The organism is Nonomuraea composti (assembly GCF_012034275.1).
Classification (GTDB): Bacteria; Actinomycetota; Actinomycetes; order Streptosporangiales; family Streptosporangiaceae; genus Nonomuraea; species Nonomuraea composti.
This window is the reverse complement of record NZ_JAATEP010000023.1, coordinates 16491-38275: the sequence shown is the minus strand read 5'-3', so window position 1 is coordinate 38275 and position 21785 is coordinate 16491. Positions and strand designations below refer to the sequence as shown.

Genomic DNA, 21785 nt, shown 5'->3' with positions numbered 1-21785 from the left:
TGGGCGGCCAAGAGTGCGGCATTCACGCGGGCACCGGGTACCCCCTGCCTTCGCGTACCTGCACCAAGACTCGAACTTGGGACCTCCGCATTATGAGTGCGGCGCTCTCACCGACTGAGCTATGCAGGCGTGCATCCCGACTATCCCACCCTCCGACGCGACGCCTCCACCCTTTTTCGCCGGGCAGGCGGCGGGTTTGCGGGTCGAGACTCGGGCAGTTGGCGTTCATGACCGACGAGAAGCCTCCCGAGGAGATGCCACCCGCGGTCGGACAGGTCTCCGGAGAGTCCGACACCTTGGTGGCACGAGCCGGAGTCCAGGTACGGCACACGCCACGTCCGATCCCGGCCGAGCCGATCGAGCCGCCGCCCGACCCCGAGCAGAAGGCCGCGGAGGAGCGGCGGGAGGTGGCGTCCGAAGGGGGCGAGGAGAAGGACGTGCGGCCCGACGCGGAGCCCACCGACTGAACGAGGTCATGGGCGTAAGGGGGCCTTGAGCGCGCGGGCGCGGATGGCCGAGAGCATGACCCGCCGGACGAGACCGCTGCCGAGCCGGATGAGCAGCCAGTACCGCAGGAACGCGCGCCGCGCCTCCGGGCTGGTCGCCTGGATGCGGGTCTCGGTGACGAGGCGGATGCGGCCGCCGCCGGCGTCGCCGGCGTCGTCGAGGAGGAAGCTGAACGTGGCCTTGGCGAAGCCGGGACGGTCGAAGGCGAGGAAGCCGTCGAGGTCGGTGACCGAGGAGACGTTCTCGGCCCGGCCCAGCCGCCACCACTGGCCGATCACGCCGTCCACGATCTCGTGGCCGGGGTTCTCGGCGAGCGTGGTGAAGCGCGGCAGGTCGAGCTGCGCGTGGCCGTTGCGCAGGCGGGAGGCCAGGTCGCGGAGGGCGAACAGCGGCTTGGCGAGGCGGATGTCCGTGGGGTCGGGGTGCTTGATCGCGTGCCACACCTGGTCGCGGGAGGCGGGGATCAGGATGGAGTGGCGTTCGGCGGCGTCGGGGAGCGGCATGAGCCGGTCGGTGAGCGGGAGATCGCCTGCCATGGAAGCCTCCATACGGTTGCGTATGGTCTGACTATACGGCGGCGTATGGTTGCCGATCGGGGCGGGGTGGTGACCGCGCGGGCCGCGACATGCCGGCGCGTGACGACGCCGCGGCCGGAGGCCGTCAGCCGGGCGGGACGGAGCGCATGGCCAGCGCGTAGACGCCACGCAGGTCCTCGGCCGAGATGGGCGGGACGACCTGCTGCGCGCCGACGAGGACCAGGTAGAGGAGCTTGGCCATGCCTTCGGCCTCGTCCGGCTCCCCACCGAGCTCCAGCCACAGCGAACGCAGATAGTCCATGCGCATGCGGTCGACGCGTTCCTGGAAGGCGTGGACGTCGGCGTCCTGCCGGGCCCAGGCGCGTACGGCCGTCGCCAGGTCGCGGCTGCCCGTGTACGCCTCCAGCACCAGGTCGAGCAGGCTCTGGATCTTGTCGTGGCCGCTCGGGCCGGCGGCCTCCGCGCCGGCGATGAGGCGGCCGGTGTGTTCGGCCTCGATGTGCGCGAGCAGGTCGGACTTGTAGCCGCGGATGCCCTTGAAGTGGTGGTAGAAGGAGCCCTTGGTGCGGCCGAGGTCGGCGCATAGCCGTTCGATCGTCACTGCCCGGATGCCGTCCCGGGTCGCGATGGCGAGCCCGGCCTCCAGCCATTCACCCTTGGACGCCACGCGCATACCGTACCAGACGGTATGCCCCCTGCCCGGGCCATACCATAAGGTACGGTATGGTCAGCGCTCATGAGTCCACGAGCAAGCACGCTGACCCGCTGGGTCCCCCGGTTGATCATCGCCCTCGCCCTGGTGCACTTCGCCTGGGCATTCGCCCAGCCCAACGCCTGGGCCGCCATCGCGGGCGACGGCTTCGTCCGCGCCCTCGTCGACCTCGAGACGGGCGACTACTTCGCCCGCGAGGCCAGCGTCTGGTTCCTCATCGCGGGCGTCGCCCTCCTCGCCCTGGGCACCCTCTCCCGGCACGTCATCGCCACGACCGGCCGGCTGCCCGCCCAACTGGGCTGGTACCTGGTAGGTATCGGCGTGCCGCTGTGCGTCCTGTACTTCCCGGTCACGGGCGGCTGGCCCATCCTCGCCATCGGCGTGCTGGCCCTGCTGGCCGCCCGCGAGCCCGTCGAGCCCGTCAGGGCCGGCGAGAGCGCCGAGGTCTGACATGAGCATCCTCATCAGGACCGCCCTGCTGCTGGCCGCCGCGTCGATGCTGATCACCGGCGGGTGGGCGCGGGTCGATCCGGCCGGGTTCGCCGCCTGGGCCGGCTGGCCGAACCACGTGCACTTCCTGCACGACGCAGGGGTGTTCCAGCTCGGCATCGGGCTGATGCTGGTGTGCGCGCTGCGCTGGCGGGACGTCGTCACCCTGGTGCTGGCGGGTTTCGTGGTCACCAACACCTTCCACGCCGTCAACCACGCCACCGACCTCGACCTCAGCGGTCGCGCCTCCGACCCCTGGCTGCTGCTGGCGCTCTCCCTGGTGGGGGCGGCCGGGCTGGTGGCCAGGCTGCGCGTGCCGGCCGCCCGCCGCGCGGGTCAGGAGGCGGGCGCGTGAGGGTGCTGGTCGCCGGCGCGACCGGCACGCTGGGCACGGTCCTGGTACGTCAGCTGCTCGCCGCCGGCCACCAGGTCCGCGGCATCACGAGGTCCGCCACCGGCGTCCGGAAGCTCGCGGGCGCGGGCGCCACCGCCGTGGTCGCGGACGTGATGGACCGCGACGCGCTCCTGACCGCGCTCGACGGCCTGGAGGCGGACGCCGTCGTCCACCAGGCCACCGCCATCACCGGCCTGCCGCTCTTCCACCGCGCCCTGTACGCCACCGACGCCCTGCGCGAGCGCGGCACCGCCCACCTCGTCGAGGCCGCCGGGCTGGTCGGCGCCCGCAGGTTCCTCACCCAGTCGTTCTTCCTCGGGTACGGCTACCGCGACCACGGCGACGAGCCGGTGACCGAGGACCGCCCGTTCGCCGAGCCCGGCCAGGGAGCCTTCGACCCGCACATGCGCTCGATGCGCGCCAACGAGGAGCAGGCGTTCGCGGCCGGCGGCGTCTCCCTGCGCTACGGCATGTTCTACGGCCCGGAGCCGACCACCTGGCACCTGATGAGGATGGCCAGGAGGCGCCTGCTCCCCGTCCCCCGCCCGGCGGGCACGGTCTCGCTGATCCACATCGAGGACGCGGCCGCCGCCACGGTGGCGGCCCTGGAGCGCGGCCGGCCGGGCCGGGCCTACAACATCGCCGACGACCACCCGGCCCGGTTCGACGAGTACGTCAGGGCGCTGGCGAGGGCGGCCGGCGCTCCCGTCCCGCTGACGGTGCCCGGCCGGCTGCTGCGCGCCATGCCGTACCTGCACGCCCTCATGGTGGGGACGCGGCTGCGGCTGAGCACCGATCTGGCCAGGAGGGAGCTGGGCTGGACGCCCGCCTACCCGTCCTATCGGGAAGGCCCCGTGTGCCGGTGAGCACCCTCCCCCAGGAGGGGGAGGTGGCGGCGGCCAGGCGTTCGTAGCGTGAGCCGCATGACCAGAAACATCCGGACATCGGGCGCACTCCTCTCGATCGCCGTGACCGCCGTAGGGGTCCTGTGGTGGACGACGCCCGCCAGTTATCCGTTCGGCGCGGCCGACCGCGTCAAGGTGTCGCTCACCCACCTGCTCGAGCACGACGTGACCGGCCCCATGACCGTGGCCGCCGGGCTCGTGGGCCTGGTGGTGATCTTCGGGCGGGGGCCGGTCGTGCGCGCCGGCGCGGTCGCCGAGCTGCTCTTCTTCGGCGTGGTGCTCTCCGACGCCGGCATCATGTCCGTCTTCGCCTACGGCCTGGCGATCCTGGGGCCCGTGGCCCTGCTCGGCGTCGTGGTGGTGGCGGCCGCGCGCGGGAAGGCGTTCGGCCTGGTGGGCGTCGCCACGCTGGGCGTCCTCGCGGCGGCGGACACGATCACCGGGTTCGGCGCGCTGAGCCTGGTGGGACGCTACCTGGGCAACGTCGCGAGCGACTTCGCCTCGTTCGGCGGCCGGCTCGGCTGGACGCTCGCCAACGCCGCCGCGTGCGCCGTCTGGGCGGTGATCGCGGCGAAGGCGTTCAGAACGGGCGAACGGCCGCGCTGGATCAGGCCCGACTCAGCCCGCAGGTGGGGGCGGATCGCCACGATCGGGGCGGCGCTGTGCCCGCTCCCGTACGCGCTGTACCGGCTGACCTGGCTGACCCCGTGGCCCACCGACGCCGACGTCACCGGGGCGCTCAGGGCCGACACCCGGCTCCAGGGGCTGCTGCTCGCCTTCGCCGCGCTGGCGGGCGCCGCGCTGACCCTCGGGCTGATCAGCAGGTGGGGCGAGGTGTTCCCGCGCTGGGTGCCGATCGTGCACGGGCGTCCCGTCCCGGTGGGGCTGCCGGTCATCGCCGGCGGGACGGTCGCGGGCCTCTGCTGCCTGGCCTCGCCGGGGCTCGTGATCGACTCCGTGCTGCGCGGCCAGCCGGGCGCGCTGCTGCTCTGGCCGTACCCGCTGTGGGGCGCGCTGCTCGCCGTGGCCGTCCTGGCCTACTGGCTGCGCCGCCGGGCCGTTCCTGCAGGGCGATGACAACCCGGCACCTACATGATCCTCTCGGCGGAGAAGCGGTGATCCACCTCTGCGAGTCCGCTGCTGACAAGACCGAGCTCGTAGGCGAGCACGGCCGCCTGGGTGCGGTCGCGGGCGCCGAGCTTGTCCAGGACGTTGCCGACGTGCGTCTTGACCGTCTCCCTGGTGACGTGCAGCGCCGAGGCGATCTCGGCGTTGTTGAGCCCGAGCGCGACGTGCCGCAGCACGTCCAGCTCGCGCGGCGTCAACTCGACGACCGGCCCGCGCTGCCGGGCGCTGCCGGCATGCGGCGCGGCGATGCGGCGCAGCGCGTCGGGGAAGAGCACCGCGTCGCGCCGGTGCACGAGGCGGACCGCCTCCACGAGTTCGCCGGCGGGCGAGCGTTTGAGCACGTACCCGGCGGCGCCCGCGCGCAGGGCACCCCAGACGAGCTGGTCGCTCTCGAACGTGGTGACCACGATGACGCGCGTCCCCGGAGACCGGCGGGCCAGCTCCCGGGTCGCGGCCAGGCCGTCCATGCCGGGCATGCGGATGTCCATCAGCACGACGTCCGCGCCGGCGCCGGCCGCGACCGCCGCGCGGCCGTCGGCGGCCTCGGCCGTCACCTCGATGTCGTCGTGCAGGGAGAGCATGGTGGCCCACCCCGAGCGGATGAGCTTCTCGTCGTCGGCCAGGACGACCCGGATCACAGCGGCAGACTCGCCCGTACGCGCCACGTCCCGTCCACCTCCTCCCACTCGCACGTCCCACCCGCGAGACGGGCCCGCAGGCGCATGCCGGTCAGACCGCGTCCCGGCTCGCCGGGCGTGCTCCGGGTCGTGTTCTCCAGGGTCAGGGCCAGGCCGGCGGCCACGGCGACACTGAGCGTGACCGGGCCGCGCCCGTGGCGCAGCGCGTTGGTGAGCGCCTCCCGCACGATCGCGAACGCCGCCCGCGACGTCGCGACGGGCACCTTACTGACATCACCGACGCTGACCCGGACGTCGAGGCCATGGGTGAGCGCGCCGAGCGCCTCCAGGGTCGGCGTCTCACCCGCCATGCCGTCGTCGAGCACGTTGAGCAGCACGTCCAGCTCCTGCTGGGCATCGCAGGCGGTGGCCGTCAGATGTCCGAGCGACCGCACGGCGAGCGCGGGCGCGGCCCGCTGCAACGCCGCCTCAGCCGCCATGGCCTGCACCAGGACGACGCTGAGGGCATGCCCGACGGAGTCGTGCAGCTCCAGAGCGAGCGCCTGGCGCCGCCCGAGCTCGTCGATCACCCGGGACGGCTCGGAACGCAACAACCGCCGCGCCGCCCAACGCTGCCCGAACCCCGCGGCGACCATCACGGCCACCACGACGACGGCGAGCACCAGCACCTCGGCCACCTCACCGGAGGCCACGCGCCACCCCTCAGGAAGCAGCCCAGGAGCCAGGGCCAGCACAGCCGCGCTGAGCGTCGCACCGACGTACAGATGCAGGCTGGCCAGAACCACCAGGTAGAGCCGATCACCGCGCTCGGGCATCTCGACACCGAGCAGCTCCGACAGCGCGATCACCTCAAGCCGGCGCGTCAGCGGCATCACCGCGAGCAGCACCGAGGCGGGCGCGCACGCCGCCCACAACACCAGCACCCGTCCCGGCGTCGGCTCGCTGAGAATCAGCAAGCCGAGCCCGGCGGCGACCGGAGACAGCAACGCAGCGCCCAGCAACTGGTAGACCCCGGCTCGTAAGGCCCGGACGAGATGGCGCCTCATGCGGACCGACGCTAGCCGACCCCTCCCCTGACGCCCTCCCCCGCCGGGGGGAGATGGCGGCGGAGTGCTCGGGGCGGTCACGAGCAGCCCTATACCTGAGCAAATGACAAGAAGCCCCGTTTCCACGCTGGGAGACGGGGCTGAGGTCGCAGGTGGGCGGTACTGGGTTCGAACCAGTGACCCCTCGCTTGTAAGGCGAGTGCTCTACCGCTGAGCTAACCGCCCCTGATCGGCACTACACCTTACGACACCAACGGCCCCGATCGCACATCCACCGCCCAGCCGGGCCCCAGCTCAGGTCGGCCCGCGGCGCGCCAGCCCAGGAGGGAGGCGCCGAGCATGCCGGCGTCCACGCCGAGGGCGGCCGGGACCAGCGGGGGTGCGTCGCGGAAGGCGAGACGTTTGATCAGGCGGGTGCGTACGGGGTCGAACAGGGCCGGGCCCGCTTCCGCCAGGCCGCCGCCCAGGACGATCACCGAGGGGTCCAGCAGCAGTGTGTACGTGGCCAGGGCCAGCGACAGGGCCTCCACGGCCTCGTCCCAGACCTCGATGGCGATCGGGTCGTCCGAGGAGACGACCTGCTCCGCCTTGACGCCCTCCACGCCGGCCCGCTGGCTGTAGCGGCGGCCGACCGAGGCGGCCGACGCGTACGTCTCCAGACAGCCGAACTGGCCGCACGCGCACTGCTCGCCGTCGGGGAAGACGGGGGTGTGGCCGATCTCGCCGGCCCAGCCGGAGGAGCCGCCGTACGGCTCGCCGCGGATGATCGAGGCACCGGCGATGCCCGTGCCGATGGGGAGGAAGAGGAAGTCGGTGAGGCCGCGGCCGGCGCCGAGAATGCTCTCGGCCAGGCCGCCCGTGCGGACGTCGTGGCCGAGCATCACCGGGATGTCCAGGGTGGTGAAGCTGGAGGCGGGGACGTCGCGCCAGCCGAGGTTCGCCGCGTACACGGCCGCGCTCTCCGTCACCAGGCCCGGCACGGCCAGGCCGACGCCGGCCGGGTTGCCGTCGCCTGAGGCGGCCAGGTGGCTGATGAAGGCGGAGATGGCCGCCACGACCGCCTCCGGGCCCTCGGCTCGGGGGGTCGGGCGCCGCTCGCTCAGCAGCACCGCGCCGGACTCGCTGACCAGGCCGCCCTTCATGGACGTACCACCGACGTCGAGCGCGACGACGAACGAACTCATTGCGGACACGGAAGGAGACGATAGCGCAGCTCAGTAAATGTCTGGAAAGGGTGTGCCGTGGCTCCGGCTTCCTCGTCCCTGTGGAGGGCTGTGGGCTCAGCGTCCATGCCGAGGGCTCCGAGTGGCCTTCGAGTCGGCTTCGAGTCGGCTTCGAGTCGGCTTCGAGGCGGCTTCGAGGCTGTTGGGCTTCGTGTCCGGCTTCGGGCTCCTGCGAGTGAGGTTCGGCGCGCGGTGCTCAGTGAGGCCGTGCGCCTCGTACCGCGCGTAAAGGGTTTCCGGGCAGGAGCGGGCCCCGGCCGGGCTCACAGGGCGGGCTCAGGCCCGTCCGAGCACCCGGTTGAGTGCCGCCTCGACCTCAGCCGACAGCCCGGGCGGCGGTGCCACCGCGGCCGGGCGGTCGAGGGCGTCGGACGAGCGCGCCAGCCACACGGCCCCGCAGGAGCGGCATTCGACCTCGCCCAGCCGGCAGATGAGCGCCGTGGAGGCGCAGGTGGAGCAGGCGTCGAGGTCGAGGTCGTGCAGTCGTTGGCAGTCCGGGCAGATCAGCACCTGGGACTCGTTGCGCACCCCGCGCTGCCACGGGCTTGCGCCGCGCACCGGGTCCGTCTGCCGGGCCCCGCACCGGTAGCAGGGCATCCTTCCCTCCGAAAGTCACGAAGTCCGCGAAGTCACGGAATATCGGCGAGTGCCTTGACATAGTCGGCGACGTCGCGAGCGGAGGAGATCGGATTGACCACCGACCACCGGATCACGCCCTCGCCGTCGATGATGAAGCTCCCCCGCCGAGCGAGCCCCTTCGCCTCATCGAACACACCGTACGCCTGCGCGACCTGTCCGTGTGGCCAGAAATCAGAGAGCAGGGAGAACGTGTAACCCTCGCGATCCGCCCACGCACGATGCGTGAAGACGGAGTCGACGGAGACGGTCAGGAGCCGCGCGCCCTCGATCGGGTGATCGCGCAGGGCGGACAGCTCGCTGGAACAGATCCCGCTGAACGCCAGCGGGTAGAAGACCAGCACGACCTTCTCGCCCCGGAGCCGAGACAAGCTCACCGGGGTGCCGTGCTGGTCCTGCAGCTCGAAATCCGGAGCCAGGGCGCCGACCTCGGCAGGATGTGCGTTCACAACCCTCATCCTGCCGTACGGCAGGCGCTCGAGCCCCCTACCGGCGGCCCTTCGGCGGGACGAGCCGGGTGCCGGACCAGTCGGGTGCGGCGGAGATGCTGCTGGTCTGCGAGAGACCCGCGGTGGTCGCATCCTCCCCGATGTCGCTCGGCTCCACGTGGCCCTCGCGCCCCGCTTTGGGAGTGAGCAGCCAGATCTGGCCGCCATCGGCGAGTGCTCGCATGGCGTTGGTCAGAGCGTCGAAGAGGTCCCCGTCGCCGTCGCGCCACCACAGCAGCACCACATCGACGACGTCGTAACTGTCCTCGTCCAGCAGCTCGTTGCCGGTCAGGTTCTCGATGGACTCGCGAAGCTCGTCGTCAGAGTCCTCGTCCCAACCGATCTCCTGCACCACCTGACCCGGCTTGAGGCCGAGTCGTTCGGCCAGGCCGCGCTCGCCCTGCGCCTGACCCGCGGTCGCGCTCACGTTTATCCCTCCTGCTTGAGTGGCCCCGCTTATGCGGTTTATCGCTTCGGCACAGTCCACACGCTGTGACCCTCAGTCGTCAACGGTCGCCACGGGTACGGCCGTAGTCGGCCAGAATCAATCAGACAAAAACGACAGGCGAACCTGACGTTGCCGGTTGTCGACGTTCAGGTCGATCAGCGCCACCGACTGCCACGTGCCCAGCGCCATTCGCCCGCCCAGCACGGGGATCGTCGCGTACGGCGGGATCAGCGCGGGCATCACGTGCGACCTGCCGTGCCCCCGCGACCCGTGCGCATGACGCCAGCGGTCGTCGGCCGGCAGCAGGTCACGCAGGGCGGCCAGCAGGTCGTCGTCACTGCCCGAACCCAGCTCGAGCAGCGCGACACCGGCCGTCGCGTGCGGCACGAAGACGTGCAGCAGCCCGTCTTCACCCTGGGCACGTACGAAATCGGCGCATTCGGCCGTGATGTCATGCACCGTCTCTCGAGAACCCGTGGCCACAGAGATGATTTCAGATCTCACACGGAAATCCTACTTAGGCACGACCACGGCATCGGGGCCCGGAAACACCAGCCCGGTGTGCCCGTCGTCGAACCGGACCACGTACGGCGGGCCGCCGTCCGTGCCCTGCACCTCCGTGATTACGCCTCCCCGGTCGCTTTCGCCGACCGTATTCCCGTGCATCAGGAGGCGGTCGCCTACCGTCGCATTCATACCTCCCACATTGGTACGCCGATTGCCGGACGAAAAGAGCGATTCCGAAGTTTTGCCGAGGGGGTGGATAGAGATCGAATGATGACCAGATTGTTACCGGACACGGAGGGGACCGCGGGCCCTGAGGCCCCTCGGGGGTCTCGGACCGTGGCGGGTTGGCGCGGGGCGGGGGCGGGAGCGCGTGGCGGAGGCGCGTGGCGGAGCGCGTCGAGGGCGCTTCCCGAGCGTGAGGAGTCGGGCGTGAGGGCGCGTTCCTGAGGCGCGCAGGTGGCGGGCGGGCGGCGCCGGGTCGGCCGCCGTGCGCGTTGCGCCGGGCTCCTTCGTACGGCATCTCGCCGACCCGGCGCAGTTGGGCGGCGTACCTCGAGAGGAACACGTGGCGGGGTGACGGCGTGCTCGGTCCGTGAAGCGGCCGCACGGCGCACCGGCACGAAGCCCCGGGCGAGCGAGCGGCCCACCACGCCGGCAGGCGCGCACGTAGGGGCGGATGACCGGCCCACGACATCGGCAGGCACGCACGTGGGGACGGCCTACCGCATGACGTCGGCAGGCGCGCCCGCAGACGCGGGTGCACGCGCGCATACCGCTTTCTTGTAGTGCGTGCCATGCCACATGTACCGCGCCGCACGCCGCCCCGCCCCCTAGCGTCCCTACCACGCCGCACCACGACCTGCCACTTCAGGGGCGCGCGCCCTGGGCTCCAGGTGGGGCGGCTAGACTCGCCCGCCGCGAGTGAGAAACCTCCCCCACGGGGAGGTTACGAGCTACGGAGGAGGCATCCCCGGCGCAACCGGGATTCGAGCGAAATTTCGTCCGTTTTCCTGTCTTGTTAAATTGACCCAGGGATGTAACCTTTGGTGCGATTCGTCCTACCATCGGTGGTCTAGGCCATCGCAGATGGCCCTGCCAGCAGGGACACTCTGGTTACTGGCAAGTAGAGATGCGTTTTCTACGGCTAGCGACCAGGATGGAAGGCGACCCAGACCAGACATCAGTCCATCTCGGAAGGCGAGACCCAGTGGCTTCCGGACGCCAGCGATTCTCGATCATCAGCGACGGCCTACCCAGCCAGCTGCCTGATGTCGACCCCAGCGAGACCAACGAGTGGCTCGAGTCTCTCGACAACGTCGTCAAGACGGAGGGCCGCACCAGAGCCCGCTACCTCATGCTCCGCATGCTGGAGCGCGCCCGCGAGCACCAGGTCGGCGTGCCGGGCCTGCGCAGCACCGACTACATCAACACGATCCCGCCGGAGCGCGAGCCCTGGTTCCCGGGCGACGAGCACGTCGAACGCCGCATCCGCGCCTATATCCGCTGGAACGCGGCCATCATGGTGTCCCGGGCCAACGCCCGCACCAACGTGGGCGGCCACATCGCCACCTACGCCTCGGCCGCCTCCCTCTACGAGGTGGGCTTCAACCACTTCTTCCGCGGTAAAGACCACGGCGAGTCGGGCGACCAGGTCTTCTTCCAGGGGCACGCGGCGCCGGGCATCTACGCCCGCGCCTTCCTCGAGGGCCGGCTCAACGAGGCGCAGCTCGACGCGTTCCGCCAGGAGCTGTCGCACGGCTTCCACGGCCTGCCCTCCTACCCGCACCCGCGGCTCATGCCCGACTTCTGGGAGTTCCCGACGGTCTCGATGGGCCTGGGCCCGATCGGCGCGATCTACCAGGCGCGGTTCAACCGTTACCTGCTCAACCGGCAGATCAAGGACACGAGCCGCAGCCACGTGTGGGCGTTCCTCGGTGACGGCGAGATGGACGAGCCCGAGTCGCTGGGCGCGATCGGCCTGGCCGCGCGCGAGGAGCTCGACAACCTCACGTTCGTGATCAACTGCAACCTGCAGCGGCTCGACGGCCCGGTACGCGGCAACGGCAAGATCATCCAGGAGCTGGAGTCGTACTTCCGCGGCGCCGGCTGGAACGTGATCAAGGTCGTGTGGGGCCGCGACTGGGACCCGCTGCTGGCGGCCGACGTCGACGGCGTGCTGGTCAACCAGATGAACACCACCCCCGACGGTCAGTTCCAGACCTACTCGGTCGAGTCGGGCGCCTACATCCGCGACAACTTCTTCGGCTCCGACCCGCGCCTGCGCAAGATGGTCGAGCACCTGAGCGACGACGACATCCGCAAGCTGTCGCGCGGCGGCCACGACTACCGCAAGGTGTACGCGGCGTTCAAGGCGGCCCGCGAGCACGTCGGCCAGCCGACGGTGATCCTCGCCCAGACCATCAAGGGCTGGACTCTCGGCAAGGACTTCGAGGCCCGCAACGCCACCCACCAGATGAAGAAGCTCACCAAGGCCGAGCTGAAGGAGTTCCGGGACCGGCTCTACCTGCCGATCCCCGACTCGGCCCTGGAAGGCGACCTGCCCCCGTACTTCCACCCGGGCGAGAACGACCCGGAGATCCAGTACATGAAGGAGCGCCGCGCGGCGCTCGGCGGCGTGCTGCCCAAGCGGGTCGTGCGCGCCAAGCCGGTCAAGCTGCCCGGCGACGAGGTCTACAGCACCTTCAGCAAGGGCTCGGGCAAGCAGCAGGTGGCCACGACCATGGCGTTCGTGCGGCTGCTGAAGGACCTCATGCGCGACAAGGAGATCGGCCACCGGTTCGTGCCGATCATCCCCGACGAGGCCCGCACGTTCGGTCTCGACGCGATGTTCCCGACGGCCAAGATCTACTCGCCGCACGGGCAGACGTACGAGGCGGTCGACCGCGAGCTGCTGCTGTCGTACAAGGAGGCGACGCAGGGCCAGATCCTGCACGAGGGCATCAGCGAGTCGGGCTCGATGGCCTCGGCGATCGCGGCCGGCACCGCCTACGCCACGCACGGCGAGCACATGATCCCGATCTACATCTTCTACTCGATGTTCGGGTGGCAGCGCACCGGCGACCAGATGTGGCAGATGGGCGACCAGATGGGCCGCGGCTTCCTGCTGGGCGCCACCGCGGGCCGCACCACGCTCAACGGCGAGGGCCTGCAGCACGAGGACGGCCACACGCCGCTCATCGCCTCGACGAACCCGGCCGCCGTCTCCTACGACCCGTCGTGGGCGTTCGAGGTGGCGCACATCGTCAAGGACGGCCTCAGGAGGATGTACGGCGACCAGCCGGAGGACATCTTCTACTACCTGACCGTCTACAACGAGCCCTACCTGCAGCCGGCGCAGCCGGCGAACATCGACGTGCAGGGCCTGCTCAAGGGCCTGTACAAGTTCGCCGACGGCCCGCAGACGCAGGGCCCGAAGGCCAACATCCTGGCCTCCGGCGTGGCCGGCCCGTGGGCGATGGAGGCGCAGCGGCTGCTGGCCGAAGACTGGGGCGTGTCGGCCGACGTGTGGTCGGCGACGTCGTGGTCGGAGCTGCGCCGCGACGCGCTGGCCTGCGAGGAGCACAACCTCCTCAACCCCGACGCGGACAAGCGCGTCCCGTACGTCACCCAGGTGCTCTCGCAGGCGCAGGGGCCGTTCGTGGGCGTCAGCGACTACATGAAGGCAGTGCAAGACCAGATCGCGCAGTGGGTGCCGGGTGACTGGTCCTCGCTGGGCACCGACGGCTTCGGCCTGTCCGACACCCGCTCGGCGCTGCGCCGCCACTTCCACGTGGACGCCGCCTCGATCACGCTGGCCGTGCTGACCAGCCTGGTCAAGCGGGGCGAGCTCGACGGCGAGGTGCTGCGCGAGGCCATCGCCAAGTACCACCTCAAGAACGGCGTCACCGAGGCCGGTGGCGCGGAGAGCAACGACACCCAGTCGATGGGCGTCTGAGTCAGTCATCCAAGAAGGGCGCTCCCGCGAATTTCCTTCGCGGGAGCGCCGTCATATTCGGCCGTCCGCGCCGTTTGACCTAGTGAGGCGGCACGTTCAGGAGGGGTACGTGCCGCCTCACCCTGGTTTGGTGCACGGTCACGTATTGTGGGCACTACTTCCCCCTGAGAGATGTGAGGGGAAGTTCGTCATGCGTCGCGTTACAGCCGCCGCCCTGCTCCTGGCGGCCGCCACCGGTTGCTCCACGGTTCCCGCGGAGCCCGCGTCCGGGCCTTCAGCGGACTCCACAGCCGCTTCCGACAAGATCTCCTGGGGTGCCTGTACGGACATCAAGCGCCCCGACGGCGAGCCACCGGCCCGCCAGGACACCTCGATCCGCTGCGGCAAGCTCACCGTGCCCCTCGACTACGCGCAGCCCGACGGCGAGAAGCTGGAGCTGGCACTGATCAAGCTGCCGGCCACGGGCAAGGGCAAGCCGCTGGGCTCGATGGTGTTCAACTTCGGCGGCCCCGGCGCCTCCGGCGTCGACACGCTCGACCAGGCCGCCAAGGCGCTCACGGCGCTGCGCGCCCGCTACGACCTGGTCAGCTTCGACCCGCGCGGCGTCGAGCGCAGCTCCGGCGTGCGCTGCGGCAGCGGCGCCGAGATGGACACCTTCGTCGCCCTCGACACGCTGCCGCCCGACGACGAGACGGACAAGCAGGTCGCGGCGGCCAACAAGCGCTTCGCCGCCCTTTGCCAGCAGAACTCCGGCAAGATCCTGCCGCACGTCGGCACCGTGAACGCCGCCCGCGACATGGACCGCATCCGCGACGCCGTCGGCGACCCCAAGCTCAACTACGTCGGCATGTCGTACGGCACGCAGCTCGGCGCCGTCTACGCCACGCTGTTCCCCAAGAACGTGGGCCGCATGGTGCTCGACGCGCCGCTCGACCCGACGGTCACGTTCGAGCAGCGCACGCTCGCGCAGACGCGCGGCTTCCAGCAGGCGTACGAGAGCTTCCTGCGCAAATGCGTGAAGGAGACCTGCGCGCTCGGCAAGGACGAGGCCACCGCCCACACGAACGTCGAGAACCTGCTCAACCAGCTCACCGCCCAGCCGATCAAGGTGGGCAACCGCCAGCTCACCCAGGGCCTGGCCTCCACCGGCGTGGCCGCCGCGCTCTACTCCGAGCTGACCTGGCCGTTCCTGGAGGAGGCGCTGGGCGCGGCGCTCAAGGGCGACGGCGAGGCGCTGCTCTACCTGGCCGACTCCTACACCGGGCGCAGCCCCGACGGCTCCTACTCCACCCAGATGACCAGCTTCCCCGCCATCACCTGCGTGGACACCGCCGAGCGGCCCGACGAGGCGACGCTGCGGCGCACCGAGGCGGCCGCGCTGAAGATCTCGCCGCTGTTCGGCAGCGAGGGCTCGGGCGGGCTGTGCCGGGTGTGGCCGGCCAAGGGCAGCGACGAGGCGCGGCACGTGAACGCCACCGGGTCCGCGCCGATCGTGGTCGTGGGCGGCAAGGGCGACCCGGCCACGCCGTACGAGTGGGCGCCCAAGCTGACCGCCCAGCTCAAGACCGCGACGCTGGTCACGTACGAGGGCGAGGGGCACGGGGCGTACCTGTCGGGCAGCAAGTGCATCCAGGGGCTCGTGGACGCGTACCTGATCGACGGCAAGGTGCCCGGCAAGCTTGCGACCTGCCCGGCCGCGTAGCCACGATGCCCGGCCGCCTGGCCACGATGCCCGGCGGCCTAGTCTTGGCCGGGTGATGGACTACCACTCCCAGATCGAGACGGAGGCCGCCCGCCTGGCGGCCCTGGCCGGCGACCTGTCGGTGCCGGTGCCGACCTGCCCCGGATGGACGCTCGCCGAGCTGGTCACGCACGTCGGCCAGACCCACCGCTGGGCCGCGCACGTGCTGCGCAACGGGGTGCAGGAGCGCATCTGGTCGCGGCAGGTGCCCAGCGGGCTGGCCGAGGGGCAGAGCGGCGACGCCGGCTGGCTGTTGGCGGGGGCGGCGGAGCTGCTCAAGGTGCTGCGCGAGACCGACCCGTCGATGGAGGTGTGGACGTGGGGGCCGGAGCGGCGGGCCTCGTGGTGGCCGCGCCGCATGCTCTTCGAGCTGGTGGTGCACCGGGCCGACGCCGAGCTCGCGCTCGGCGCCGACCCGGAGATCCCGGCGGGGACCGCGATCGACGGGGTCGAGGAGTTTCTCCACAACCTGTCGTCGGCCGCGTGGGTCACCAAGTCCTTGGCCGCGCTCGGGGCGGAGGGGGCCACGATCCACCTCCACGCGAGCGACGCCGACGGCGAATGGACCATCACGCAGGGCCCCGCAGGGACGATCTCGTGGGCGCGCGGGCACGCCAAGGGCGACGCCGCCGTGCGCGGCCCGGTGAGCGACCTGCTGCTCCTCCTCTACGGCCGCCGCTCCCCCGCCGCGCTCACCGTGCACGGCGACGCCGCGCTCCTGGAACGCTGGCTGTCGGCCGCCGCCTTCTGATCGGGAAGGCCCCGGCCGGCCGGGAAGGGCCCTGGACGCGCCGCCGCTCGGCGATCGGCGGCGTGCCCAGGGCGAGGGGTGATCGCCCGCCCCGGACGGGGACGCGGCCCGCTCGCGCCGCCGGTTTGTCGCGGGGAAGGCGCAGTCCGGCGGACGAGCGGATGATCACCTGCGGTGGAAGACCCCGTGCGAGGGAAGCTCTCCATCGCCATCTCCTCATTTCTCGAACAAGTCAACGATTCACCGCGATGGCGACAACCCTATGTCGGTGTTTTCGAATGATTAATCGAGCAGAGTGCCGTGCACGGCCATCTCGGGCACCTCGGTGGCGAAGCCTTCGAGCGGCCGGTCGGGGCACCGCTCGCCGGTGACGGTGGCGGCCGCGATGCGGTCGAGGCGGAAGACGCGTACGTCGTCGCGCAGCCGGCACCACGCCACGAGATACCAGAACCCGCCGCGCCCGCCCAGGAACACCCCCGGCTCCACGTCACGCGAGGTGAGGGCGCCCTTGGCGTCGGCGTAGTCGAGCCTGAGCACGCGCCGGCGCAGCAGCGCCTCCTCGATGGCGCGCGAGATGCCCTCGGCGCCGAGCGGCCGGATCTCGCTGCCTTGCTCGGGCGGCAGCTGGACGAGCTGCACGCGCCGCGCCAGCTCTCTGGCCAGGTCGCCCTCGCGGCCCGGCATCGCGGCCACCACCTTGCGTAAGGCGCTGCGGGCCTGCCGCCCGAACGGCTGGTCGCCGGCCTGGCTGAGCGCCACGGCGATGGCCACGGCCTCGGCCGGCGTGAAGTTGAGCGGGGGCAGCGACATCTTCTTGTCGATGGCGTAACCGCCCTTGCGGCCCGGCTCGGCGTAGATGGGCACCCCCGACTCCTGCAACGCCTGGATGTCGCGCTCGATCGTGCGCACGCTCACCTCGAACCGCTTGGACAGCTCGCGGGCGGAGCGGCAACGGGGGGCGATGGCGCGCAGGTCTTCGACGAGCGCGTAGAGCCGGTCGGTACGGTTCACAGCCGGAACGCTACGCCCCGCCACCGACAATCGCGGGCCGCTCGGCAGCCACGGGCACACTCTCGTAACCGCCGGGCCACAGAGGTCTCACGTCTGGGCCAGTGCCTCAGGGCCCTCTCGGCGAAAGCCCGCCGGAAACGGCTTGCTCTCGGCAGAGACTACGCCCGAACCGGCTTTCCCGCCACGCAACGACGCGCCATTTTTCTAGTTCTGGCGGGTCCAGCCGAGCAGCCGGTCGAGCGGCCACGTGTTGACGATCCGCTCCGCCTCGATGCCGCACCGGGCCGCGCGCTCGCACCCGTACCGCTGCCAGTCGAGCTGCCCGGGCGCGTGCGCGTCGGAGTCGATCGAGAACACGCACCCCATCTCGTACGCCAGCCGCATCAGCCGCTTCGGCGGGTCGAGCCGGTCGGGCCTGGAGTTGATCTCGACCGCCACCCCGAACCGGCGGCACGCCTCGAAGACCAGCTCGGCCTCGAACTCCGACTCCGGCCGCTTCACCCCGCGCTTACCGCCGGCCTGCACCACCCGCCCGGTGCAGTGGCCGAGCACGTCCACGAGGGGGTTGGCGATGGCGGTGACCATGCGGCGGGTCATCTCCTCGCCGCCCATGCGCAGCTTGGAGTGCACGCTGGCGACCACCACGTCGAGGCGTTCCAGCAGCTCGGGCTCCTGGTCGAGGGAGCCGTCGAGGTTGACGTCCACCTCGATGCCGGTCAGGATCCGGAACGGCGCCATCCGCTCGTTCAGCTTGGCCACCACGTCGAGCTGCCGCTCCAGCCGCTCGGCCGACAGCCCCTTGGCCACGGTCAGGCGCGGCGAGTGGTCGGTCAGCGCCCAATACTCGTGCCCGAGCGCGACGGCCGCCTCGGCCATCTCCTCGATCGGCGAGCCCCCGTCGGACCAGTCGGAGTGGCTGTGCAGGTCGCCCTTGAGCGCCGCCCGCAGCTCCGCCGTCTCGGCGTCGAGCTCCACGCCCTCGGTCGCCCGCATTCTGCGCAAGTAGGTCGGAACCTGCCCATCGAGGCTTTCGTTGATCACGAGGGCGGTGACCTTCCCGATGCCGGGCAGGTCGCCGAGCGCGCCGCTGTGGGCCAGGTGGGCGAGCTCGTCGGGGGACAGCTCGGCCACGACCGCCGCGGCGCGGCGGAAGGCACGCACGCGGTACGTGGGCTCGCCCGCGCGCTCCAGCAGAAAGGCGATCTCGCGCAGGGCCTCGACCGGATCCATGCGTTCATTCATACCCAAGTGAACGACAAGCACAGGGCTCTACACGTTGAACGGGGACAAGGGCCGCCGCTAGGCTGATCGGCCCAGGAAAGCAGGAGTTTGATGGCAAAACCGCAGGCGCCCACCGAGCCGCCGCGCAAATCGTCCAAGGTCGTCCCGCTGGTGGTGCTCGGCGTCCTGTCCGTGATGGTCGTCGGTTACTGTGCCGCCGTGGTCGACGACGACGAGGTCACCGCCGACTGCGTCGTCCAGCTGGAGGACGGCACGTACGAGGTGGTCGACGACGACTACTGCGACGACGACGGAGGCGGCGGCAGCTACTACTACGGGGGCTCGCGCGGGGCGTACCTGTGGTACTACGGGGGGCGCCGGGTGGGCAACCGCGTCGAGGGCGGCACCACGCTCAAGCCGTCCGACGTGACCATCACCAGCCGCAGCGGCAAGGAGATCCAGCGCGGCGGCTTCGGCCGGAGCTGGACCAGCGGGGGCTGAGCGATGCGCCGCGAGCACGCCGCTCCCAGGGACGGCTGGGAGAAGAAGATCGAGAGCCATGGGCTGGCCTACCACCGCGCCGCCCACCCGTCCGGGCTGAGCAGGCCCTACTGGGACGAGTCCGTCCACTACGTCTTCTCCCTCGACGAGGTCGAGGAGCTGGAGCGGCAGGTCGAGGAGCTGCACCAGATGTGCCTGCGGGCCGTCGACCACGTGGTCGAGGCCGGCCGCTTCGCCGACTTCGCCATCCCCGAGTGGGCCTGGGAGGAGGTCGCGCGCTCGTGGGAGCGCCGCGACGCCTACGTGTACGCCCGCTTCGACCTGCGCTACGACGGCACCGGCCCGGCCAAGCTGCTGGAGTACAACGCCGACACACCCACGTCGCTGGTGGAGTCGTCGGTGGTGCAGTGGTTCTGGCTCCAGGACGTCTTCCCCGGCGACGACCAGTGGAACTCCGTCCACGAGCGGCTCATCGAGCGCTGGCGGGAGCTGCGCCTGCCGCCCGGCCCCACGCACTTCGCGTTCACCAACGCCGACGAGACGGGCGAGGAGGCCATGACCGTGGCCTACCTCCAGGAGACCGCCGAGCAGGCGGGCCTGCAGACCGTCGCCGTCGCCATGGAGGACATCGGCTGGGACTCCCTGAACCGCCGCTTCGTGGACGTCGAGGAACGCGTGATCCGCTCGGTGTTCAAGCTGTACCCGTGGGAGTGGATGCTGGCCGACGAGTTCGGCAGGCACGCCGTACGGCACGCCACCTGGTTCGAGCCGCTGTGGAAGACGCTGCTGTCGAACAAGGCGCTGCTGGCGGTGCTGTGGGAGCTCAACCCCGGCCACCCCAACCTGCTGCCCGCCTACCTCGACGGCCCCCGCGACCTGACCTCCTACATCGCCAAGCCGCTGCTCGGCAGGGAGGGCGCCTCCATGCGGATCGTCACCCCCGAGGGCACCCAGGAGACGCCGGGCCGCTACGGCCAGGAGGGCTACGTCTACCAGGGCTTCGAGGCCCTGCCCGTCTTCGAGGGGCAGCGGCCGGTGCTCGGCGCCTGGATGGTCGCCGCCGAGGCGGCCGGTCTGGGCATCCGGGAGACCACGGGCCTCATCACCGACGACACCTCCTCGTTCGTCCCCCACCGCATCGCGCTTTGATCCCCACACTCACGCTCTTGCACGAATGGAACTGACGTGACCCTTCTCGAAACCCTCGCGCGCGGCGCGGGTGCCATCGCCGCCTACGCCGCCGTCGGCGTGATCCTGATGATCGTCGGCTTCTACGTGATCGACTGGGCCACCCCCGGCAAGCTGAGCGAGATCATCCGCAGCGAGCGGAACCCGAACGCCACCCTGCTGGCCACCTCCGCCCTGGCCGCCGTCGGCCTGATCGTGGCCGCCTCCATCTGGGCCTCCGGCGGCCGGCTCGCCGAGGGGCTGGCCGGCACGGCGGTTTTCGGCCTGGTCGGCATCGTGGTGCAGACGGTGGCCATGCTGGTGTTCGACCGGATCGTCGGGATCTCCGTACGTGACCTGGTCAAGGAGCCCGACCTGCAGCCGGGCGCGCGGCTGCTCGCGGTCACCCACGTGGCGATCGGCCTGATCACCGCCGTCGCGGTGATCTAGCACACGCCCGAACCACCGTTCCGGTCATCCGGAGGGACCTGGCACTCTAGGAGGCGTGACAGACCGGACCCGGGAGGACACCACACGCAGGCTCGAGCGAGCCATGGGCTCGCTCGGCACCGCGGCCATGGCGCGCATGGACGACCAGTTGCCGTGGTTCCGCGCGCTCAGCGCCGAGGACCGGTCGTGGGTGGGGCTCGTCGCGCAGGCGGGCATCGCCGCGTTCGTCGAGTGGTTCCAGCACGCGGGCGAAGACCGGCCGACACCCAGCATCGAGTTCTTCGGCACGGCGCCGCGCGAGCTGAAGCGCTCCATCTCGCTCCAGCAGACCGTCGACATCGTCCGGGTCGTGGTCGAGGTGGTCGAGGCGCAGACCCACGAGCTGGCCGCGCCCGGCGGCGAGGACCAGCTCCAGCAGGCCATGCTGCGCTACACGCGCGACGTGGCGTTCGCCGCCGCGCACGTCTACGCCCGCGAGGCCGAGGCCAGGGGCTCGTGGGACGCCCGGCTGGAGGCGCTGATCGTCGACGCGCTCGTGCGCGGCGAGGTGGACGACGGCCTGCACTCGTGGGCCGCCGCGCTCGGCTGGACGTCCTCCCCCGTGGTCGTCATCGCCGGTCACGCCCCCGACGACGACCCGCGCGCGGTCATCGACGGGCTGCGCGAGAAGGGCCGCCGCATCGGCATGGACCTGCTGGCCGGGGTGCAGGCCGACCGGCTGATCGTGATCGTCGGCGGCGCCGGCAGCGTCGACGACGCGGCCAAGCAGGTCGTGGCCCGCTTCGGCGTCGGCCCGATCGTCATCGGCCCCGAGGTCCCCGACCTGCACGCCGCCGCCAGGTCCGCCAGGGCCGCCCTGGCGGGGCTGAAGGCGTCCTGCGGCTGGCCCGACGCGCCCCGGCCCGTGCACGCCGAGGACCTGCTGGCCGAGCGGGCGCTCGACGGCGACGCCGATGCCAGGGAGCAGCTCATCGAGAACGTGTACCAGCCGCTCGCGGGCACCCCGCTGCTCGACACGCTCGCGACGTACCTGGAGCAGGGCACGTCGCTGGAGGCGACGGCGCGGCTGCTGTTCGTGCACCCCAACACCGTGCGCTACCGCCTGAAGAAGATCACTGAGCTGACCGGCTACCAGCCCACCGAGGGCAGGTCGGCGTTCACGCTCCAGGTGGGTCTGATCCTGGGCAGATTGTCGGAAAGTGCCGTTACGTGGCCGGCTCTAACGTAACGAAGCCGAAATCCCCACTGTAGGGATCCTACAAATCACCCAGGACAAAGTTCGTACGGATCTCCATCCGCGTGTCGAAGTTCTACAGGGCAAGGTGGTTTTT

The 21785-nt window shown here is 71.1% G+C and carries 24 protein-coding genes and 2 tRNA genes; 12 read left to right on the top strand and 14 right to left on the bottom strand.

Annotated features, from left to right (window positions below; genetic code table 11):
- Window positions 1–55 precede the first annotated feature (55 nt).
- Window positions 56–129, bottom strand: a tRNA-Met gene (locus HCN51_RS29460).
- Window positions 130–227: 98 nt separating this feature from the next.
- Between HCN51_RS29460 and HCN51_RS29455 the strand changes: the two genes are divergently transcribed.
- Entirely contained in the window at window positions 228–467 is a 240-nt protein-coding gene (locus tag HCN51_RS29455; protein WP_168013666.1) for a hypothetical protein, read from the top strand.
- A gap of 6 nt (window positions 468–473) precedes the next feature.
- Here the strand turns inward: HCN51_RS29455 and HCN51_RS29450 are convergent, their stop codons facing one another.
- Window positions 474–1043 carry a hypothetical protein gene (locus HCN51_RS29450; protein WP_168013664.1) on the bottom strand — a complete coding sequence of 190 codons (570 nt, stop codon included), beginning with the start codon at window positions 1041–1043 and terminating at the stop codon, window positions 474–476.
- Window positions 1044–1167: 124 nt separating this feature from the next.
- Window positions 1168–1710, bottom strand: a complete 543-nt coding sequence (locus HCN51_RS29445) for a TetR family transcriptional regulator (RefSeq protein ID WP_206068031.1) — start codon at window positions 1708–1710, stop codon at window positions 1168–1170.
- 69 nt (window positions 1711–1779) lie between these two features.
- Between HCN51_RS29445 and HCN51_RS29440 the strand changes: the two genes are divergently transcribed.
- Genes HCN51_RS29440 through HCN51_RS29425 form a run of 4 tightly spaced genes read left to right on the top strand, consistent with a single transcriptional unit; the run spans window position 1780 to window position 4620 of the window.
- Window positions 1780–2205, top strand: coding sequence for a DUF6463 family protein (locus HCN51_RS29440; protein ID WP_168013660.1), 426 nt, complete (start codon window positions 1780–1782; stop codon window positions 2203–2205).
- Window position 2206: 1 nt separating this feature from the next.
- Window positions 2207–2599 (top strand): hypothetical protein, encoded by a 393-nt coding sequence (locus tag HCN51_RS58250; RefSeq protein ID WP_206068030.1) that lies wholly within the window; start codon window positions 2207–2209, stop codon window positions 2597–2599.
- The gene (locus HCN51_RS29430; protein ID WP_168013658.1) at window positions 2596–3504 is read left to right on the top strand and encodes an NAD-dependent epimerase/dehydratase family protein; all 909 of its coding nucleotides are present in this window, start codon (window positions 2596–2598) and stop codon (window positions 3502–3504) included. Before HCN51_RS58250 ends, HCN51_RS29430 begins: the two co-directional genes overlap by 4 nt.
- A 57-nt stretch (window positions 3505–3561) precedes the next feature.
- A complete protein-coding gene (locus tag HCN51_RS29425; protein ID WP_168013656.1) occupies window positions 3562–4620 on the top strand; it encodes a hypothetical protein in 1059 nt (352 codons plus the stop codon).
- An 11-nt stretch (window positions 4621–4631) separates the two neighbouring features.
- On the opposite strand, the gene HCN51_RS29420 is transcribed toward HCN51_RS29425, so the two are convergent.
- The 9 genes from HCN51_RS29420 to HCN51_RS29380 all read right to left on the bottom strand — a co-directional run bounded on the left by HCN51_RS29420 (window position 4632) and on the right by HCN51_RS29380 (window position 9846).
- Window positions 4632–5309 carry a response regulator gene (locus tag HCN51_RS29420; RefSeq protein ID WP_168013654.1) on the bottom strand — a complete coding sequence of 226 codons (678 nt, stop codon included), beginning with the start codon at window positions 5307–5309 and terminating at the stop codon, window positions 4632–4634.
- On the bottom strand, window positions 5306–6355 hold the full coding sequence (locus HCN51_RS29415; protein WP_168013651.1) for a sensor histidine kinase: 1050 nt from the start codon (window positions 6353–6355) through the stop codon (window positions 5306–5308). The genes HCN51_RS29420 and HCN51_RS29415 overlap by 4 nt, the downstream gene beginning before the upstream one ends.
- A 153-nt stretch (window positions 6356–6508) precedes the next feature.
- Window positions 6509–6580: transfer RNA gene (locus HCN51_RS29410), tRNA-Val, on the bottom strand.
- Between the two features lie 17 nt (window positions 6581–6597).
- Window positions 6598–7539, bottom strand: a complete 942-nt coding sequence (locus tag HCN51_RS29405) for an ROK family protein (protein ID WP_168013847.1) — start codon at window positions 7537–7539, stop codon at window positions 6598–6600.
- Window positions 7540–7854: 315 nt separating this feature from the next.
- The gene (locus HCN51_RS29400) at window positions 7855–8175 is read right to left on the bottom strand and encodes a hypothetical protein (protein ID WP_080046346.1); all 321 of its coding nucleotides are present in this window, start codon (window positions 8173–8175) and stop codon (window positions 7855–7857) included.
- A gap of 32 nt (window positions 8176–8207) precedes the next feature.
- Window positions 8208–8663 carry a peroxiredoxin gene (locus HCN51_RS29395; RefSeq protein WP_230465905.1) on the bottom strand — a complete coding sequence of 152 codons (456 nt, stop codon included), beginning with the start codon at window positions 8661–8663 and terminating at the stop codon, window positions 8208–8210.
- A gap of 37 nt (window positions 8664–8700) precedes the next feature.
- Complete coding sequence (locus tag HCN51_RS29390) at window positions 8701–9129, bottom strand: DUF3052 domain-containing protein (protein ID WP_080046344.1); 429 nt, start codon at window positions 9127–9129, stop codon at window positions 8701–8703.
- Window positions 9130–9246: 117 nt separating this feature from the next.
- Window positions 9247–9654 (bottom strand): secondary thiamine-phosphate synthase enzyme YjbQ, encoded by a 408-nt coding sequence (locus tag HCN51_RS29385; RefSeq protein WP_080046343.1) that lies wholly within the window; start codon window positions 9652–9654, stop codon window positions 9247–9249.
- A 9-nt stretch (window positions 9655–9663) separates the two neighbouring features.
- On the bottom strand, window positions 9664–9846 hold the full coding sequence (locus HCN51_RS29380) for a DUF1918 domain-containing protein (protein ID WP_080046342.1): 183 nt from the start codon (window positions 9844–9846) through the stop codon (window positions 9664–9666).
- Window positions 9847–10864: 1018 nt separating this feature from the next.
- Here HCN51_RS29380 and aceE point away from each other — a divergent pair.
- From aceE to HCN51_RS29365, 3 genes are all read left to right on the top strand, one after another.
- A complete protein-coding gene (gene aceE, locus HCN51_RS29375) occupies window positions 10865–13612 on the top strand; it encodes a pyruvate dehydrogenase (acetyl-transferring), homodimeric type (RefSeq protein WP_168013649.1) in 2748 nt (915 codons plus the stop codon).
- Window positions 13613–13802: 190 nt separating this feature from the next.
- Window positions 13803–15314 carry an alpha/beta hydrolase gene (locus tag HCN51_RS29370; RefSeq protein ID WP_168013647.1) on the top strand — a complete coding sequence of 504 codons (1512 nt, stop codon included), beginning with the start codon at window positions 13803–13805 and terminating at the stop codon, window positions 15312–15314.
- A 55-nt stretch (window positions 15315–15369) separates the two neighbouring features.
- Window positions 15370–16104 (top strand): maleylpyruvate isomerase family mycothiol-dependent enzyme, encoded by a 735-nt coding sequence (locus HCN51_RS29365; RefSeq protein ID WP_240973377.1) that lies wholly within the window; start codon window positions 15370–15372, stop codon window positions 16102–16104.
- A 282-nt stretch (window positions 16105–16386) separates the two neighbouring features.
- On the opposite strand, the gene HCN51_RS29360 is transcribed toward HCN51_RS29365, so the two are convergent.
- Window positions 16387–17115, bottom strand: coding sequence for a helix-turn-helix transcriptional regulator (locus HCN51_RS29360; RefSeq protein ID WP_080046338.1), 729 nt, complete (start codon window positions 17113–17115; stop codon window positions 16387–16389).
- A gap of 204 nt (window positions 17116–17319) precedes the next feature.
- Window positions 17320–18345 carry a PHP domain-containing protein gene (locus tag HCN51_RS29355; protein ID WP_080046337.1) on the bottom strand — a complete coding sequence of 342 codons (1026 nt, stop codon included), beginning with the start codon at window positions 18343–18345 and terminating at the stop codon, window positions 17320–17322.
- A gap of 102 nt (window positions 18346–18447) precedes the next feature.
- Here HCN51_RS29355 and HCN51_RS29350 point away from each other — a divergent pair, with 102 nt between their 5' ends.
- The 4 genes from HCN51_RS29350 to HCN51_RS29335 all read left to right on the top strand — a co-directional run bounded on the left by HCN51_RS29350 (window position 18448) and on the right by HCN51_RS29335 (window position 21682).
- The gene (locus HCN51_RS29350) at window positions 18448–18837 is read left to right on the top strand and encodes a hypothetical protein (protein ID WP_168013643.1); all 390 of its coding nucleotides are present in this window, start codon (window positions 18448–18450) and stop codon (window positions 18835–18837) included.
- A 3-nt stretch (window positions 18838–18840) separates the two neighbouring features.
- Window positions 18841–19986 carry a glutathionylspermidine synthase family protein gene (locus HCN51_RS29345; protein ID WP_168013641.1) on the top strand — a complete coding sequence of 382 codons (1146 nt, stop codon included), beginning with the start codon at window positions 18841–18843 and terminating at the stop codon, window positions 19984–19986.
- Window positions 19987–20022: 36 nt separating this feature from the next.
- A complete protein-coding gene (locus HCN51_RS62410; RefSeq protein ID WP_080046334.1) occupies window positions 20023–20454 on the top strand; it encodes a DUF350 domain-containing protein in 432 nt (143 codons plus the stop codon).
- Between the two features lie 103 nt (window positions 20455–20557).
- Window positions 20558–21682 carry a PucR family transcriptional regulator gene (locus HCN51_RS29335; RefSeq protein ID WP_080046333.1) on the top strand — a complete coding sequence of 375 codons (1125 nt, stop codon included), beginning with the start codon at window positions 20558–20560 and terminating at the stop codon, window positions 21680–21682.
- The last annotated feature ends 103 nt before the right edge of the window (window positions 21683–21785 follow it).

Coding starts and splice junctions, on each gene's coding strand:
- HCN51_RS29455 (WP_168013666.1), top strand. CDS start 228: ATGACCGACGAGAAGCCTCCCGAGGAGATGCCACCCGCGGTCGGACAG.
- HCN51_RS29450 (WP_168013664.1), bottom strand. CDS start 1,043: ATGGCAGGCGATCTCCCGCTCACCGACCGGCTCATGCCGCTCCCCGAC.
- HCN51_RS29440 (WP_168013660.1), top strand. CDS start 1,780: ATGAGTCCACGAGCAAGCACGCTGACCCGCTGGGTCCCCCGGTTGATC.
- HCN51_RS58250 (WP_206068030.1), top strand. CDS start 2,207: ATGAGCATCCTCATCAGGACCGCCCTGCTGCTGGCCGCCGCGTCGATG.
- HCN51_RS29425 (WP_168013656.1), top strand. CDS start 3,562: ATGACCAGAAACATCCGGACATCGGGCGCACTCCTCTCGATCGCCGTG.
- HCN51_RS29415 (WP_168013651.1), bottom strand. CDS start 6,355: ATGAGGCGCCATCTCGTCCGGGCCTTACGAGCCGGGGTCTACCAGTTG.
- HCN51_RS29405 (WP_168013847.1), bottom strand. CDS start 7,539: ATGAGTTCGTTCGTCGTCGCGCTCGACGTCGGTGGTACGTCCATGAAG.
- HCN51_RS29400 (WP_080046346.1), bottom strand. CDS start 8,175: ATGCCCTGCTACCGGTGCGGGGCCCGGCAGACGGACCCGGTGCGCGGC.
- HCN51_RS29380 (WP_080046342.1), bottom strand. CDS start 9,846: ATGAATGCGACGGTAGGCGACCGCCTCCTGATGCACGGGAATACGGTC.
- HCN51_RS29370 (WP_168013647.1), top strand. CDS start 13,803: ATGCGTCGCGTTACAGCCGCCGCCCTGCTCCTGGCGGCCGCCACCGGT.
- HCN51_RS29365 (WP_240973377.1), top strand. CDS start 15,370: ATGGACTACCACTCCCAGATCGAGACGGAGGCCGCCCGCCTGGCGGCC.
- HCN51_RS29355 (WP_080046337.1), bottom strand. CDS start 18,345: ATGGATCCGGTCGAGGCCCTGCGCGAGATCGCCTTTCTGCTGGAGCGC.
- HCN51_RS29350 (WP_168013643.1), top strand. CDS start 18,448: ATGGCAAAACCGCAGGCGCCCACCGAGCCGCCGCGCAAATCGTCCAAG.
- HCN51_RS29345 (WP_168013641.1), top strand. CDS start 18,841: ATGCGCCGCGAGCACGCCGCTCCCAGGGACGGCTGGGAGAAGAAGATC.
- HCN51_RS29335 (WP_080046333.1), top strand. CDS start 20,558: ATGGGCTCGCTCGGCACCGCGGCCATGGCGCGCATGGACGACCAGTTG.